General features: G+C 67.7%; 11 protein-coding genes. All 11 read right to left on the minus strand.

The features are described from left to right. Positions 1 to 1,599 (minus strand): DUF2341 domain-containing protein (locus KA248_07560; GenBank protein MBP7829759.1); only part of this gene is annotated, 1,599 nt, incomplete at its 3' end. A gap of 140 nt (positions 1,600 to 1,739) precedes the next feature. Then, positions 1,740 to 3,863, minus strand: coding sequence for a penicillin-binding protein 1C (gene pbpC, locus KA248_07565; protein MBP7829760.1), 2,124 nt, complete (start codon positions 3,861 to 3,863; stop codon positions 1,740 to 1,742). A 134-nt stretch (positions 3,864 to 3,997) separates the two neighbouring features. Then, positions 3,998 to 9,688 carry a hypothetical protein gene (locus KA248_07570; GenBank protein ID MBP7829761.1) on the minus strand — a complete coding sequence of 1,897 codons (5,691 nt, stop codon included), beginning with the start codon at positions 9,686 to 9,688 and terminating at the stop codon, positions 3,998 to 4,000. After that, positions 9,672 to 10,028, minus strand: a complete 357-nt coding sequence (locus KA248_07575; protein MBP7829762.1) for a helix-turn-helix transcriptional regulator — start codon at positions 10,026 to 10,028, stop codon at positions 9,672 to 9,674. The genes KA248_07570 and KA248_07575 overlap by 17 nt, the downstream gene beginning before the upstream one ends. Before the next feature lie 161 nt (positions 10,029 to 10,189). Next, positions 10,190 to 11,068 (minus strand): NAD(P)-dependent oxidoreductase, encoded by an 879-nt coding sequence (locus KA248_07580; protein MBP7829763.1) that lies wholly within the window; start codon positions 11,066 to 11,068, stop codon positions 10,190 to 10,192. After that, a complete protein-coding gene (locus tag KA248_07585) occupies positions 11,065 to 12,099 on the minus strand; it encodes a zinc-binding dehydrogenase (protein MBP7829764.1) in 1,035 nt (344 codons plus the stop codon). The genes KA248_07580 and KA248_07585 overlap by 4 nt, the downstream gene beginning before the upstream one ends. Before the next feature lie 104 nt (positions 12,100 to 12,203). After that, a complete protein-coding gene (locus tag KA248_07590) occupies positions 12,204 to 12,869 on the minus strand; it encodes a methyltransferase domain-containing protein (GenBank protein ID MBP7829765.1) in 666 nt (221 codons plus the stop codon). A gap of 33 nt (positions 12,870 to 12,902) precedes the next feature. Then, positions 12,903 to 13,826: a transketolase gene (locus KA248_07595; GenBank protein MBP7829766.1), complete on the minus strand. Its 924-nt coding sequence runs from the start codon at positions 13,824 to 13,826 to the stop codon at positions 12,903 to 12,905. Then, positions 13,823 to 14,632: a transketolase gene (locus KA248_07600; protein ID MBP7829767.1), complete on the minus strand. Its 810-nt coding sequence runs from the start codon at positions 14,630 to 14,632 to the stop codon at positions 13,823 to 13,825. Before KA248_07600 ends, KA248_07595 begins: the two co-directional genes overlap by 4 nt. A gap of 48 nt (positions 14,633 to 14,680) precedes the next feature. Beyond that, positions 14,681 to 15,736, minus strand: a complete 1,056-nt coding sequence (locus tag KA248_07605; protein MBP7829768.1) for a phosphotransferase — start codon at positions 15,734 to 15,736, stop codon at positions 14,681 to 14,683. After that, entirely contained in the window at positions 15,733 to 16,350 is a 618-nt protein-coding gene (locus tag KA248_07610; protein MBP7829769.1) for a haloacid dehalogenase-like hydrolase, read from the minus strand. The genes KA248_07605 and KA248_07610 overlap by 4 nt, the downstream gene beginning before the upstream one ends. Positions 16,351 to 16,457 lie beyond the last annotated feature (107 nt).

The raw sequence follows: 16,457 nt of genomic DNA on the forward strand, positions 1-16,457 counted from the left end.
GCCCAGGCCGGAACCCCCGCCCCCGCCCCCGGATCGATTGTCCGTGCCGGGCGGCAGACCGCGCGGGCCCTTGGCGACGTTCGCGCTGAACGTGGCGTCGCGAACCGTGGTGACGCCACCCGTGGCATAGATCGCTCCTCCCCATCCCCCCGCGGCGCCGTCGGCGCCGAGGGAGCGGTTGTTTACGAAAACGCAGTTGGAAAACGTGATGTCCCCGCCCGCCTGGTACAAGGCGCCTCCGTTCGAGCCGCTCGCCAGGCCGTTGCTGAACGTCAGCCCGCTGACGCTCGCCGTGACGCCGTTGGCCGTGAAGATCCGGTTTGCGCCGTTTCCACTAATCGTGATCGAGGCTGGCCCGGGCCCCTCGAGGGCTATGCCGTCTGGGATCGTGAGCGGGCCGTTGGTGAGAACAAGGGTGCCTTCCAATCCCTCGTTGAACTGAATCGTGTCGCCCGGAACGGCCAGTTGAAGCCGTCCGCGGAGCGAATCCGGACCCCCGTCGTCCAGGTTCATCACCGTGCCGCGGGGCACTACCGGCTCGTAACAGAGAAAAGTGCTGCCGGCCTTCTGGCTCATGTAGCATGCCCAGACCCAGTTGGAAGACCGAGCCGTGCCGCTCAAGTTCAATTCGTCGATACCCCCCAAATACCACTCGGCCTCCGGCTCGGTGCATCCGATGTAGGCCTTGGCGGTCCCCGCCGTGTCGAGGGCCCCCACGTTGTTCGAAATGCCGATCTGCACGCCGTCGCTGTACAACCGTTTCGCCGTCCCGTCGTATACCCCGGTCACCAGATGCCACCCATCCGTGTAGTTCGCCGCCGAGATGGACACGTCCAATTCGTTGTAAACACCCGCGATATGAAGGCCGAAAGAAACGATGGTCCCAAACTCCTGAAACGCCAGGATGTGCCGCGCCGACAAATCCTCCTTGCGGTAAATGTTCCTGTAGCGCTGCGTCGTCAGGCCGCCGGATTTCACCCATGCGCTGATCGTGATGGTGGAAGACGGTTTCAGCGCCGTGCTGTGATTCTTCGCGATCCGGGAATTGGTCCCGTTGAACCAGCCGACGTTTCCGATGTTGTCCGCCGCAAACACGACATTGGAAACGTTCCCCCCCAACCGGTTGGTGGAAGAATCGGCGCCGCTCCCCATATGCAACACCAGGCGATAATCCGCGTTCCAAACGGCGCCGTTGGTCGTGTAGGCGGGTGCGTTGGTCTCCGCGGGATCTCCCCAGCAGGCCCTGATGTAATCGTTACTGCCCGACAACAGCGGCATCCTGACCCAGATCATCGAATCGCCGTTCGTATTCCACGTCTCGATCTCGTACGCCAGCTCATTGGTCTCTGCGGCGTCGTACACGCGCAGGTCCGCGCCGTTGGTGGTGATGAACTGCGAATACAGGAAGTTCGTCCGGCCCTCGTTGAACACGACCAGCAGCGGGAAGTTGGTCAGGACTGCCGGCTTGTCGTACCCGGCGACACGGATCGCCATGGACTGCTTCACGGCCTGTGCCGGAGGCCCCGCCGTGCCGACGATCAACAGCATCGTGAGGAGGCGCGGCGAAGTGAAACGGAGAGCCCGATGAGGTGTCTTCATGGAACGGAGCCTCCTTGCTCCGCGCATTCCGCGATGAACTGCCGTGCGAAATGGCATGCGGCCTGTGCGGCTTCCTATGGGAGAAGTATGAGGGCCAGCGAAGGAGTGATCAAGAAGGAAAAGGGCGATCCCGAGTCGCGCTACTCCACGACGATGCGCACCCGGTCGCTCTGGCCCAGGGCGTTGCAGCAGACGAGCTGGTGGGCGCCGCGTTCGATCGGCCAGAACAGCCCGCCGCCCTGCCCGTAATAGCGGTTGTCGATGAACCAGTGCAGGTCGCCTGACGCCGTTCCCCCGCCCGCCCGCAGGGCGATCTGCTGGCGGTCGCCCGACCAGTGATCGAGCATCCGGAACACCGTTCCGGCCGCGGGCGAGGTGATCCGCAACGCGTCCGGCGCGTCGCGCGTGCGCCCGGCGGCCGCCATGGCGGGAGCGGCTGCCGACCGGCCGTGCATGGGACATGGCGTGAACAGCGAGGCGCCGGCAATATACCAGTCTTCGACGGCCTGTTCGCACTGCGAACCCGACGGGCAGCCGGAGACCGCGCACACGCTACGCTTCTTCAACCCCTCCGGCCGCGCGAACCAGGGGCCGTCGCCCTGGGGGTACAGGCCCCGGAAGATCTCCCACGCCACGGGCGCGGCGGCCTCGACGCCCACCAGGGCCTCGTCGGACTCGCCGTCCGGATGACCGATCCACACCCCGACGACGTATTCCGGGTTGAAGGCGATGGTCCACGCGTCGCGGCAGGCGGAACTCGTGCCCGTCTTCCAGGCCATCCGCGGCATCCGGACATCCGCCTGGTGGCCGGAGAGTTCCCCCATCCGCTCGTCGCCGCCCAGGATGTCCGCGATGAGCCAGCAGGCTTCGGGGGAGAACAACCGGGCGCCCTTCGGCGCGGCCGGGGGCATGTCGTCCATGACCTTCCACGGCATGAAGTGCCCGCCCCTGGCCAGCGCCGCGTAGGCGTTAACCAGGTCGAGCAGGCGGACCTCGCCCTGGCCCAGGACCAGGCCCAGGCCATAGTGGTCCGTCGCGCGCGACAGGGACCGGAGCCCGGCGCGTCGGAACAGCCCCAGCAGCCGCTCCCCGCCGATCCGTTCCGCCAGGGCCAGCACGGGAAGGTTCAGCGACAGGACCAGGGCCTCGCGCGCGGTCACGTCCCCGCGAAACTCCTTCCCGAAGTTTTGCGGACGGTAGTCCCGGTACAGCGCGGGCTCGTCGCGAAGCACGGTCAGGGGCGTCGCCAGCCCGCGGTCGAACGCCGCGGCGTAGACGAACGGCTTGAGCGTGGACCCCGCGCCCCGCGGCGCGAGCGCGCCGTTGACCTGGCCGCGCCGCGCCGCGTCGAAATAATCCGGCGACCCGACCATCGCCCGGAGGGCCCCGGTCTTCACCTCCAGGATCACCACCGCCCCGCCCATGATGCCTAGAGGGTCTAGGTATCCACGCCGGCGGGTCAACGCGGATTCTGCCAGCGACTGCAGGGCCGGGTCCAGGGTCGTGTGCAGCGTCCGTCCTTCCTGGCCCGGCGGCAATCGGTCCAGCACGAATTGGGCGAAATGCGGAGCGGCGAAGACATACCGGCCCGGCTTGATCTCGCAGGGACGCTCCGCCGCCCGGGCGCGCTGGGCCTCCGTGATCATCCCCAACGCCGCCATGCGGTCCAGCACGTAGGCCTGCCTCTTGCTCGCGCGCGCGGGATGCCGGTCCGGCCGGAACCGCGCGGGGGCCTGCGGCAACCCGGCCAGCAGCGCCGCCTCGGCCAGGCTCAAGTCGTGGGCCGACTTGCTGAAGTAGCGGCGCGCGGCCGATTCGATGCCGACGATGTTCGACCCGAACGGCGCCCGGTTGAGATACTGCTCGAGGATTTCCCGCTTGGTCAGCGCGCGCTCCATTTGCAGCGCCCGGAACGCCTCGATCAGTTTCGTGCGCAGCGTGCGTGGACGGGGCTGCACGAGGCGGATCACCTGCGTGGAAAGCGTCGAGGCCCCCGACACCCGCCGGAAGTGCAGGAGGTTCTGCCCGACCGCCCGGGCCAAGGCCAGCGGGTCGACGCCGGCATGCCGGTAGAAGCGCTGATCCTCCGCCGCAATCACCGCCTTCGCAATCCAGTCGTCCGGCCGCCACCGGTAGCGAGGCACATTGTCCGTGTCGCCCGGCCCCAACTTCAGGCGCAGCGGATTCCCTTCCCGGTCCGCCAGGACGGTGGCGGCGGGAAACTCGCCGAGCGCCGCGCGGGGGAAGGGAAACAAGAAATGCATGAGAAGAGCGCCGCAGACCATCAAGCCAAGCAACACAACCAATGTGACACGGGCGTTCCGCCCGCGCCGCTCATGCCCTTCACGGCCGGCACGGCCGTGCCACGTCCCCGGACCCGTTTTCCTTTGCACTTCCTCTACTCCTCGATCCTAACCCGACTACTTCCGTTCACGCTGCGGATCGCCGGGTCGTACATGCATTCGACCATCGCGGGCGGGACAACATACTCGCCGGGTGTGACGGCCCGCATGGAATAGTAAAAGGCCTGGCGGCCGCCGATCGAACCGGTAAAGAACAGCATCCGGTCATCCCGCGCCTGCCGGCTGGCCACGCCGGTCTCCCGGTCCCGTATCCACGACACGACCTGGGCGGTCGCCAGGGCGGGATTCTCGATCTCGAAGCCGGCCGGCAGCAGGTCCTCGATCACCAGGTTGTCCATCGGCTCCCCCAGCGTGTCGAGGGTCAGCTTGACGATGACCAACTGACCCTGCGGCACGGCTTCAGGATCGATAGGATTGCCGTCGAGGTCCAGCCACTCGCGCCGTATCTGCAATCCATCGTCTCGTTCCGCCGCCGGACGATCCGCCGCCGGCACGCCCTCCAGCCGCACGGTGTAGAAGAATTCGCCCGGCCCGCGGTTGGCCAAAGTTCCGGACACCGGCCATGCGATGTTTTCATTGGCCCAGTCGAACCGATTGGTCGGGCCGACGGATGCGGAGGGCAGGCCGGCGGGTAACCATTCGGCTTTCCAGGGCTTGGGATCGCGCGGCCGCGTCCGGGCGTACTTGCCGAGCGCCATCAGCGCGAAGGCGTTGTCCTGGGTCGTCAGCCAACGGCCGTCCTGCTGCACGTCGTCGAGCCAGCGCGCCAGTTGGGGCACCAGCGGATGTGCGGGATCGCGCTCCAGCCAGGCGGACAGCAGCAGCGCGGCGTCACGCACGTCGCTGTTGAGCGTGCGGCCGCGGTCGCGCGGCAGGCCGGGCGGCGGGAGACCCAGCCGCTCCAGCACGCCGCCCGCCAGGCCGGGCTCTCCGCCATGCATCAGCGCCAGCGCGAGGTTGATCCGCGTGCTGGGCCGCAGCAGCGACGCCTGTTCCTCCAACCGGGACATCCAACTGTCCGACGGGGTTCCGGCCAGGGCGAGGAGCAGGCAGGCGTAGGCGCGCTCTTCCATGTCGGTCTGCCAATCGTCGCTGTCCGGCGACGCGTCGGCCGGCGCGCGCGCGTCCAGCCGCCCGCGGACCCAGGCGAGCGCCGATTCCAGCCGGTCCTCCGGCACCGGGACGCCCGCCTTGCGCGCCTCGACCAGGAAATGCGTGGCGTAGAGGCTGCCCCAGGAATAGATCTTCGTTCCGCCGGGCCACAGGCTGAACCCGCCACTGCCCTGCTGCATCGAGAGCACGCGGTACACACCCGACAGGATGGTCTCGCGGTCGGCCTCCGGCCCGGCCAGGTCGGGCCACAGGCTCTTGCGCATATCCTCCAGGTACAGGAGCGGGAACACCGTCGAGGTCACCTGCTCGATGCACCCGTACGGGTACGCGGTCAGCCAGTCCATCGCCCCCTTCCAGCGGCCTTCCGGCCCCGACAGGCAGAGCAACTCTCCCCAGACCGAGCCCGCGATCCAGTCGTCCGGCGCCTCGATCTTGAATTCCGCGCCGGCCTTCAGTTCCCCGTGCATGAACCGGACTTCCCTCGGCGAGGCGGGCCGCACGGGCAGTTCGATGCTCTCGCGGTAGGCGTCCGCCCCGGATTCGACTTCCACCTGGCAGAGCGCCGCGCCCGGCGATTCACCCGCGCGCAGCGGGACTCGCAGCGACACCGAGCCCTGGGCGGCCAGGTCCTGTGTCCACTCCGACTTCTCCACGGAAAGCGGACCCCCGCAGGTCACGCGGATCTTCGCGGCGCGATGATCGTCGGTTTCGTTGAAGAGCGAAATCGCCGCCTCGCCCGTGTCGCCCGGCGCGAGGAACCGCGGCAGGCTGGTCTGCACGACCAGCGAACGCTTGACCAGCGCCGCGCGCGCGGCCGAACCGGCCTGGTCGCGGGTAAAGGCCACCGCCATGAGCCGGAGCTGCCCCGTAAATTCCGGAATATCGAGCGTCACATCCGCCTCGCCGGCCGCATCGGTCCGGATCCCGGACTTCCACAGGGCCAGGGGCTTGAAGCGGCGGGTCCGGATGGGGTTCAGGCGCTTTCCGAGCCCCTCCTCCCCGTCGCCCGGCGGGCTGACCGCGGCGGCTGCCTCGTCGTCGAGCAGCGGCATGAGGAGGCTGTAGAGGTCGTACAGCGACGTCGCCAACCAGCGCGGGGCCAGGAACCAATCCAGCGGGTCGGGCGTCTTGAAGTCGGTCAGCATGCAGATGCCCTCGTCCACCGCCATCAGCGTCACGTCGGCGTCCGCCACGGGGTCCTGCCCCGCGGAGACCCGTACTTTCACCGGCGCGGGCTGCTGCGGCGGCAGGATCTCGGGCGCTTCAACGGCCACGTTCAGCCGGCGCCCCGCCGGCTTGACCGGCAGGTACGCGATGCCGGCGGCGCGGTGCGCGGTCCAGACCGACTCGGCCACGGCCGGCCGGATCATCGTCACGGCCGCATACACACCCGGCGCATACTCATCGCGCAGCGGGATCTCGACCAACTCCGACGAGTTGGTCATCCGCACGACGCGCCGGTCCAGGATGCGGTCGTTCTCCACGGTCAGCAGGGCCGTCCCGGCGAAGGGCGCCTGGAGCATCACGCGCGCCGAATCGCCGGGCGCGTAGGCGTCGCGATCCGCGGTCAGCTCGACCTGGTCCGGCCGGTCCCCGCCCCAGGCCACGCCGGCCCCGCCCGGCTCCGTGGCGTAGAAGCGCAGGCTCGACGAGGCCCCGCTGGCCGGGTCGGTCACCTGCAGCAGGTACGACCCGGCCCGGTCCGCCTTGAAAGAATGCGCGGCGCGCCCGTCGGCGAGTTGAACCAATTCCTCGCTCACCGGGATGAGCTGCTGCTCCGACTGGTACGTGAAGCGATTCTGCGCGTTGCGTTTCAGCACCGTGCTCCACACCGCCCGGTACAGGTTCACGCGGAGGGCGATGTTGGCGGCCGCCGCCTGTTCATCCGGCCGGACCAGCGCCAGGTCGAGGGATTGGGCGGCGCCGGCCGCCGCCATGCGCGCGGCGTCGGTCTTCAGGCCGATATAAAAAGGATAGGGATCGAACGGGCACGCGGCCGAGGCGGTCACGGCCCGCCCGCCGGACTCCATCACCGTGCCGCTGATCACCGCCTGCAGGCGCGCGGGCGGCCGCCAGCCCGCCGACGGCTCGAGCAGAAACCGGAGTTCCCCTTTTTCGTCCAGCCGGCCCTGCCCGGCCGACGAATAGATGGCTGTGAACTCCTTCTCGCCGTCGCCGAAGACGAAGTCCGCCCAGCCCTTCGGCTTGAAATCAAGAGCTTTCCACACCACGAACCCGCTCACCGGCAGCCCGGCCGCCGGCTTGCCGAACAGGTGGTCGGCGTGAACCGCGAAGCCGCTGTCCACCCCGGCCTGCAGGGGCGCCTCCGGCGGTTTCACGTCCACGCGGACCTGCGGCGGGAAGAAATCTTCCAAGGCAACCGTCGCGCCGCCCAGCGTTTTCAGCGTCCCGGGCAGATCGAGTTCCACGGTGTACTGGCCCGTGGACAGGTAATCCGGCATCTCGACTTTCATTTCGGCGGAGCCCAAGGCATCGAGCATCACGGGCACGTCGCGGAAGACGCGGCCGTCGGGCCGCACGATGCGGAACAGGGCCGGGAACGGCTCGGGGCATTTCAGGGCGCGGTCGCGCACGACCGCCTTGGCCTCGATCGTCTCGCCCGGCCGGAACACGCCCCGCGCGGTGAAGACATAGGCCTCGTATCCCTCGCCAAGGAAGGCCCGCTCCCCCTCGCCGGCGGGCAGGGACATGCCGCCCTGGTCGAGGTTCAAACAGGACACGTCGTTCGACAGCGAGGCGACGACGAGCAGCGGCGACTGTTCCCAGTCCTTGTCGTCGAGGGGGAGGAACGACAGGCCGTCGCCGTCCGTGGTCCCGCTCGCCAGTTCCACGTTGTTCTCGGCGTAGAGGCTGACCCGGACGCCGCTCACCGGCCGCGCCGCCGACAGCGAGTTCACCCACACCAGCATGCCGTCGTCCGCGGACTTCACGGAGAGGCCCAGATCGGTCACCATGACCAGTTGCCGCGAGCCCTGTCCCTTTTCCGGCTCGGCGGTCAGCCAGTACGCGCCGCGCGGCGGGCCGTCGGTCAGCCGCGCCAGGTCCACGGCGGTGCGCGTGATCGCCTCGGGCTTCGAATCAAGGACGTTCGTGGGGTACGCCCAGGCCGGGGCCGTGAGCTTCTCCATCAGCCCGTCGCCGCCCCAGGCCCAGAAATGCTCCATGCGGCCGGCCTCGCGCAGGGCCAGTTGGATGAGGTTCTGCGGCGGCACGGGATAGGCCGCGAGCCGGCACTCGCGGGCATTGACGTGCATCAAGGGGATGCGCAGCGAGCCGGACGGCGACAGGTATCGCCCCTCGGCGGAAAAGCAGAGCGCCGGATCGCGTGAAGGAAAGTTCACCCGGCGCGAGACCGGCTGCGCCAGCGAAAGCCCGCTCTCCGAGCGCAGGCCGGGCTTCAGCGTAACGGTATAGACGCGGCCCGGCTCGAACCCGCCGGTCAGCCGCAGGCCGCTGGACCACCAGCTGTTCAGCGGCTCGACCGAGAACGAGGCCGCCGGCCGGACCTCGATGAACTCCCGCGCGCCCTGCGCGTCGGGCGCCGTGCTGAAGGAGAGAGTCACCGAGGGCGACTCGAACGACGGGCTGGCCGCCTCGACTCCCGTCAGCCGGAAGGAAGAGGAGAGCGGCACCTGGCGCACGACCTTCTTTTCGACGCCCAGCGGCCCGGCCGCGGCCGGCACGCCCGCCTCCAGCGTCACGTCCAGGGCGTCCTGCTCCACCAGTTCCGTCTGCACGAGCACCACGGCCGAGGACGGTGCGGGGGCCGAAATTTCGTACGACAGGTTCGACTGCGAACTCGTGCGAAGCGACAGGAACTTGCCGAGCCGCCGCGTGTCCGTGGGCGCGTTGAACTGGAGCCGGAGCGTGGCCCGGCGGTCGGGCGTAAAGTCCACCTGCGAGACCGAGGTCAGCTCGAGGGCCGGCGTTCGGATGCGCAGCGGGCCGGGATTCCGGAACGTCAGGCCCAGCGAGCCGAAAAAGTCCGCGTCCAGCGCCGCCTCGAATTCCGAACAGAGCGGCCACGGCCCTTCGGGCGTGAAAACCAGGACACGCGGCGACTTCCAGAGATAGTTTCCCGGGACCGCCGGCCGGAGCGAGACGGGGCCCTCCGCCTCCGGCGTCCCGACCGCGTCCGGCTCGACCACGTCGGCGCTGAACGCCCACGAGACCGGCTCGCGACCCTGGAGCGGCTGATCGGGCCGCGCCGAGAACTGTACGCGAAGAATTCGCGCGTTGTTCTGCCGCGCGGCCTGGCTCCAGTTCCACACGGCCCAGCCGTTCAGCGCGAGGAATCCGCAGCCCAGGAGGAACCAGGGCCAGCGCAGCACCCGACCCGGCGCCGCGGCGGGAGCGCGCGGCGCGCCCTCCCCTTCTTCCGCGAACGTCTCGGGCGGATCCATCTCCGCCAGTACGGCTTCCACGTCCGTCTCGGACGGCGTACTCGATCGCGCCGCGAGGGCCTCGTGGATATGGCGGCGCAGCGAGTCCAGGACTTCGCGGCGCACGGCCGCAGGTTTGGCGCGCAGGTTATTCTCGACCTGGTTCAGGTACTCCTCGACGCAACGGGCCAGTTCAGGTTCCAGCTTCATCCGGGCGATCCTCCTTGGCGTCCTCGCGCAACCGGTCGAGGGCGCGGTCCAGCGATTTCCAGTAAGCGTTCATCTCGGCCAGGCGAAGCCGGCCGAGCGCGGTCAGCGAAAAATAGCGGCGGGCGGGCCCCTCCGGCGAAGGGACGTCGCGGGTCTTCACCAGCTTCTCCGAGCGCAGGCGCCCGAGGATCGGGTAGACCGTGCTCTCCGACACGGCGAGTTCCTCGAGGCGCTTGAGCTCCTGCACGATCTCGTAGCCGTAACTCTCCCCGCGGCGCAGCAGCAACAGCACGCAGTAATCCAGCAGCCCCTTCCGCAGTTGTGTGATCCAGCCGTCCATAGCTACTCTGTATTAAGTATTATTTAATACATAGTAGCTCTCTGGTTGTATCGCGCAAGACTTTTTTTCTGTGTTTTCGGGCCGGGGGCGGCCCGCCTCCAAATTTGATGAAAGATATACTGGAGGCGCCGCGCCCACGCGGCGCACGGTATGCGAAGACCCTACATTCCCTGGTTCGCCAGCAGCCGCGCGATCCCCTCCTCCATCGGGGTGAACCGCAGGTTCGGCAGGACGGTGCGGAGGCGGTCGTTGACGAAGACGTTATCCACCTTGTTCTTGCTGCGCGGGCGCGACTTGATTTCCAGCGGCCGACCCAGCCGTTTCGAGATGAGGTCCAGCATCTGCCGGAACGTGACACTCTGGCCCGTGACGAGATTCAGCACGCCGGCAAACGAATTCGCGGCCAGCGCGAGGACGGCCTCGACGAGATCGTCAAGCCACAGGAAATCCCGGAGTTCCTCGCCGTCGCCCCACAACGTGATCGACTCGCCCTTGATCGCGGCCTGCACAAAGCCGGAGGGCCCGTAGGTTTTTCCGGGATCGCCGGGTCCGTACACGGTCGGCGGCCGGAGGATCGCCAGCGAGCCGCGCCCGGCGTCGGTCATCGTCTTCCAGAGCATCCGCTCGGAAACAAACTTCGCCATGCCGTAAAAGGACGTCGGGCAGATAGGCGCGTCCTCGGTGATCGCCGTGTTGTGGATGTCCTCGCCGTAGACCGCCGCCGAACTGAAGAAGATCAGCCGGGCCACCGGCCGCGCCTTGAGGGCGCGGCAGACGGCGAGCGCCATCTGCACGTTCTTGTTGAACGTGTCCAGGTCGTCGCCGAACTGGCGCTTGATGCCGGAGAGGAAAACGACCAACGCCCGCTCGTCGAAGAGGGGTTCCAGTTCGGCATGGGCGCCGGTCGCCGCGAGATCGAACGCCGGGAACGACCGCCCCTCGATCGGCACATCGGGATACGCCCGGCGGAACCGATCCGCCAACCGGGATCCGATGAACCCCGTGTGCCCGAGGAGGACGATTTTCGACCAATTGGTCATGCCTTCATCTGCACGATGCACCGGCCGGGCACGTTCCCGGCGCGGATGTCGGCGATCGCGTCGTTGATCTTCTCGAAGGTGTAATGGTTCGTGATGAGGGGCTTCAGGTCGAGCTTGCCGGCCTGGCACAGCTTGACGTAGTTCGGGATGTCCCGTTCCGGCCGGGTCTGGCCGCCCTCGGAGCCGCGCAGGATCTTATCGTGGTGCAGCGGCAGCGTGTAGATCGTCGCCTTCTCCCGCGGTACGCCGACGAGGATCGTCCGGCCCTGGGCCTGGGTGACCTCGTAGGCCGTCTCGATCACCCGCGCGTTGCCGGTGACCTCGACCACGACATCCGCGCCGTTCTTGCCGACGATCTTCAGGATCTCGGCGGCCGCGTCCTGCTTCTTCGAGTTGATCAGGTGCGTCGCGCCCAGCTTGCCCGCCAGCTCGAGCTTCGAGTCGAACAGGTCGATCGCGATGATCGGGTGCGCGGAGACCATCGCGGCCGCCTGGACGACGTTCAGCCCGACGCCGCCCGCCCCGAACACGACCACCGACTCGCCCACGCGGACGCCGGCGTCGTTATTGATCACGCCGAACGCCGTCGTGACGGCGCAACCCATCAGGGCGCCGGCCTCGGGATCGAAGTCGGCCGGGACCGTCGTGACGCGGTTCTCGGAGACGATGGCCATCTCGTTGAACGTCGTGACCCAGCCCGAGTTCACCGTGCCGACGCGCGACGCGTACTTCGGCGTCGGGGCGTGGATGCCGGAGCCCTTGCGCCAGTGCATGACGACGCGATCGCCGGGCCTGACCGTCGTCACGCCCTCGCCCACCTCGATGACCGTGGCGGTCGCCTCGTGGCCGAGGAGGTGCGGCAGGAATTTATCCACGCCCTTCACAGCGTCGATCTCGTTGATCTGCGCCCCGCAGATGCCGGTGCAGATCACCTTGACCAGCACTTGGCCGAAGCGCAGGGCCGGAATCTCGATTTCCTCGAGGACGAGGGGCTTCTTGCTTTCGACGAGGATGGCGGCGAGGGCTTTCATGCGTTTCCTTTTTTCAACGTCCAACGCTCAACATCCAACTCCCAACGTCCAACCATTGGAAGTTGAGAGTTGAACGTTGTTTGTTGGACGTTGAGTTCTGGGTATCACTCGAAATAAATAAACCCGTAGTCCCCCTGGTAGCCGCAGTGGTCGAACCACCAGCGCCAGCCGTCGGGGGAGAAGAAGGCCTCGCAGGTCAGCTGCCAGTAGAGCAGGTTGGCCTTCTCCTTCTCGTTGCGGTAGGACTCGACGCCGATCCAGGCCTCGCCCTTGCGGACGCGCTCGATCTCCTTGATCGCGGGATACAGGTCCTGCGGCTGGAGGTTGTGCAGGGTCGTGTTGGAGTAGACGAAGTCAAAGTGCTTGTCCGGATACGGCAACTGGCGGCAGTGGCCGACGGTCAGGAACGGCTTGACCTCTTCCTTGGCATTGTCGATGCCGTACTGCGAAATATCCAGGCCGGCGACCTCGACGCCCGGCACCGCGCGCGTGAACTCGTGCAGGAGGAAGCCCTTGCCGCAGCCAACGTCCAAAATCTTGTGGCCCGGCTTGATGCCGTAGTGCTTGGCCAGCTTCTGCGCGAACGGCAGCCAGCGGCCGTCGTACTTGTACCCGCCGAACCCGTACTGCCGCGGGCCGTCCCAGTATTCCTGGCCCCACTTCTTCGCGATGGCCGCGCACTCGCCCTTGTCGAACGCGGTCACGCGGCCGACGTAGTCGCGCTTGCTCGACATGTTGTATTCCTGGAGCCAGTCGATCTGCTTTTTCATGCCTCTCCTTTGGGTTCTGTTTCTGAAATCGGGTTACCGGGCCCCCAGCAACCGGCGCGCCGTCGCGCAGAGCCCGTCCACCGAAATCCCGTACTTGCCCATGATGTCGTTCTGCGAGCCAAGCTCCTCCGTGAAGACATCGGGAAATCCTATCCGCTTGAACGGCTTCGCCACGCCGGCCTCGAGCAGGGTCTCCGCCACGGCGCTGCCCAGGCCCCCGATGATCGTGTGCTCCTCGGCCGTCACCACGGCGCGGGCCCGGCCCGCGAGGGCGACGAGTTGCTCCGCGTCGAGCGGCTTGACCGTGTGCATGTGCAGGACGGCCGCGCCGATCCCCTCGCCTGCCAGTTTCGCGGCCGCTTCGAGGGCAAGCTGCGTCGTGACGCCGGTGGTGACGAGCAGCACGTCCGAGCCGTCCGTCATCCGGATGGCCTTCCCGATCTCGAACGGCAGGTCGGGGCGCGACACGACCTTGTCGCCGCCCTTGGCGAAGCGGATGTACATCGGGCCGGGCCACTTCAGCGTGGCCGGCATCAGTCGGCCCATCTCGTCCGCGTCGCAGGGCGCGACGATGCTCATGTTCGGGATCGCGCGCAGGATCGCGATGTCCTCGTTGGCGAGGTGCGTCGGGCCGAGCGGCGCGTAGACCACGCCGCCCCCGCTGCCCAGCAGGCGCACCGGCAGCTTGTGCAGGCCGACGTCCAGCAGCACCTGCTCGTAACACCGGCGAGTCAGGAACGTGGCGATGGTGTTGATGTACGGCATTTTCCCGCACAGCGCCATGCCCGCGGCCATGCCGACGATGTGCGCCTCGTACACGCCTTCAAGGAAGAAGCGGTCGGGATAATGATCGGAAAAATCCTCAAGGTCGCGCTTGGTGATGTCCGAACCGATGAAGACCACGCGCTCGTCCATCGCGGCCAGCTTCGCCATGCTCTTGAGGCAGACTTTTCTCATTTTCTCGGGAACCCCAGGTCGGCGTAGAGCTGGTCGAACTCGGCGTCGGTGATCTTGGTCTTGTGGTGCCACGAGGGATTACCCTCGATGCACGGCATGCCCTTGCCCTTCACCGTGTGGGCAATGATGGCGGTCGGCTTGCCCGGGTCCAGCGGGAGGCTCTTGAACAGGGCGCGGAGGGCCTGCACGTCGTGGCCGTCCACCTCCGTCGCGGCGAATCCGAACGCGCGCCACTTGTCGGCGAAGGGCTCGAGGGGCTGAATGTCAAGCACCGGGCCGTACGACTGCATCTTGTTATAGTCCACGATCGCGGTCAGGCGGCTCAACTTGTGCTTGCCTGCGCTCATCGCAGCTTCCCAGACGCTGCCCTCGTCGCACTCGCCGTCGCCCAGCAGGGCGAAGACCTTGAAGTCCTTGCGGTCCATTCGCGCGGAAAGCGCCATGCCCACGGCGATGGAAAGCCCGTGGCCGAGCGCGCCCGTGCTCGCCTCGACGCCGGGGATCACACCGTACTCCGGGTGCCCGCCGAGAATGCCGTTGAACTTGCAGAAACGGAACAACTCCTCCTTCGGGAAGAAGCCCTTCTCGGCCAGGTTCAGGTAGAGGGAGAGGCAGCCGTGCCCCTTGCTTAACACGAACCGGTCACGGTCCGGCCACCGGGGATTCGTCGGGTCCACCCGCAGGATGTCGTCGTAGAGGACGCGCACGATCTCCAGCAGCGAGAAGGTCGAGCCGATGTGCCCGCGCCGGGCCTTCTCGAGAATCCCGAGAATGTCCCGCCGCTGCTCGATGGCTTTCCGGTCCAGGGCTGCGCTCATTCTTCTCCCGTGTCAGGCCGAGACACTATAGCCGGATCAGGCCGCAGTTCCATCAAAAAGCGACGGCGCGGCCAGGAAATCCTCGATCTCCGTCAGGCGCCGCCGGGATTTCTCCAACTGCTCCCGGCGCCGGTCCTCCGGCCGCGCGCCCGCGAAACGCCGCCGCGCCTCGGACACCGGCAGGAACTCGTTCAGCATGATGCAGGCCCACTTGAAGCCCAGGATCGGGTAGACCAGCCGCGACCGCGCGGCCAGGACGGGGTCGCCTTCCAAGCCTTTGAAGACCTGTTTCAGGAACGGCTTTTGCTGCCGGGCCGGCAGGGGGACCGCGGGCTGCCACAGGGCGTTGCAGATCATCTGCGCCGGGTCGTCCCACCCGGCATACTCGAAATCGAGGAACCGCAGCCGCCCGCTCGCCTCGCGCAGGGTGTTATGGAAGCCGTGGTCCGCCGGGTTCAGCGTCTGCTCCGCGCGCTCCAGCGGCCGGTCGGCGTCCAGGCCCGCTTTCTGCGCGTCCCGCTCCATGAAGGCCAGGATGCGCTCCCAGGTCCGCGTCATGTCGCCGCGAATGTACGATTCGGCCTCGAGGATCGCCCCGCCCTGCTCCAGCGCGTTCCGGATGCGCTGGAACCGGCCGCCGACGTTTTCCATGTAGCCCCGCAGGGAGAAGCAGGCGTCCGACGCGGGAGCCATGTCCTGCGCGTCCGGCTCCCCGCGCAGCCGCCACATCGCGGCCAGCAGGCCCACCAGTTGCCGGACGTCCGGCGCGGTGACTTCGCCCGGCGCCAGCCGCACCCCGTCCACGTACTCGAAGATCCCGATCTTCCGGGCCGGGTCGGACTGCAGCGGCTCGGGCACATCCCGGACGCCGTGCCGCCAGAGGAAGGTCAGCATGCCGAACTCCGCGCCCAGCCGGTCGCGGGGATCGTTCTTGTGCTGGAAATAGGCCTTGGCCAGGTAGCGGGAATGGCCCAGCACGACCTCCAGGACCAGGTTGTTGGCGCCGCCCGGCAGGCGCGTGATGCGCTCCGGCGCGCGGCCCAGCATCCGCTCGAGGGCGGCCACGGTTTCCTGCGGGATGTCCAGGGTCATGGCGCGATCGCCTCCAGGCAGGCCCGGATCTCCGCCCACGAACCGAACCGCCGGGCGCCCGCGGGCGCCTCGGCGTGGCCGGCCGGGTCGAAATACCACTTCTCCGCGCCGGCCGGAAAACCGGGATCCGCCAGCACCTCGGGCAGGTCGTCCACGAAATGCGTGCAGCGCTCCCCCGCGATGCGGGCCAGCTTTTCCTCTCGCGACGACTCGAAGAACACCGCGTCTCGCGCGAGCCCGATGCCGGCCGGATCGAAAAAGCCCTGGGCCTCCATCCACTCCAGCGAGGCCTTTCGCAGGCTCACGCGGGGCCCCAGCGCCGGGAACTCCAGCTTGTGGCTGACGATGGAGACCCGGATGCCGCGCTCCCGGCACAGCGCCAGCGCCTCGCGCGCGCCGGGGAAAAAGGCCGCCTCCGCCATGCGCGTCCCGTAGACGATCCCCTGTAACTCGGTCCACGGCGTGTTGCCGTCCGGTCTTTTCCAGAGGTGGGCGCGCACGGCCGACTTGGTTCGCGGCAGGCCGGCGGGGACCAGGCCGCGCTCCAGCGCGCAGCGGTAAAACAGCTCGTCGTAGCTGACCAGCGTATTGTCGAAATCCACGCCGAGGTGCACGCGCCGTTTCCTTATACCTGGATTGGTTAGCGATCCTTTTCCGCCGACGGAGCGGCGGAACTACAGATTTCCGTTTCCAGCCTGTAGCTCCGGCGCTCCGCCGCCGG

Source organism: Kiritimatiellia bacterium, from assembly GCA_018001225.1.
Classification (GTDB): domain Bacteria; phylum Verrucomicrobiota; class Kiritimatiellia; order CAIQIC01; family JAGNIJ01; genus JAGNIJ01.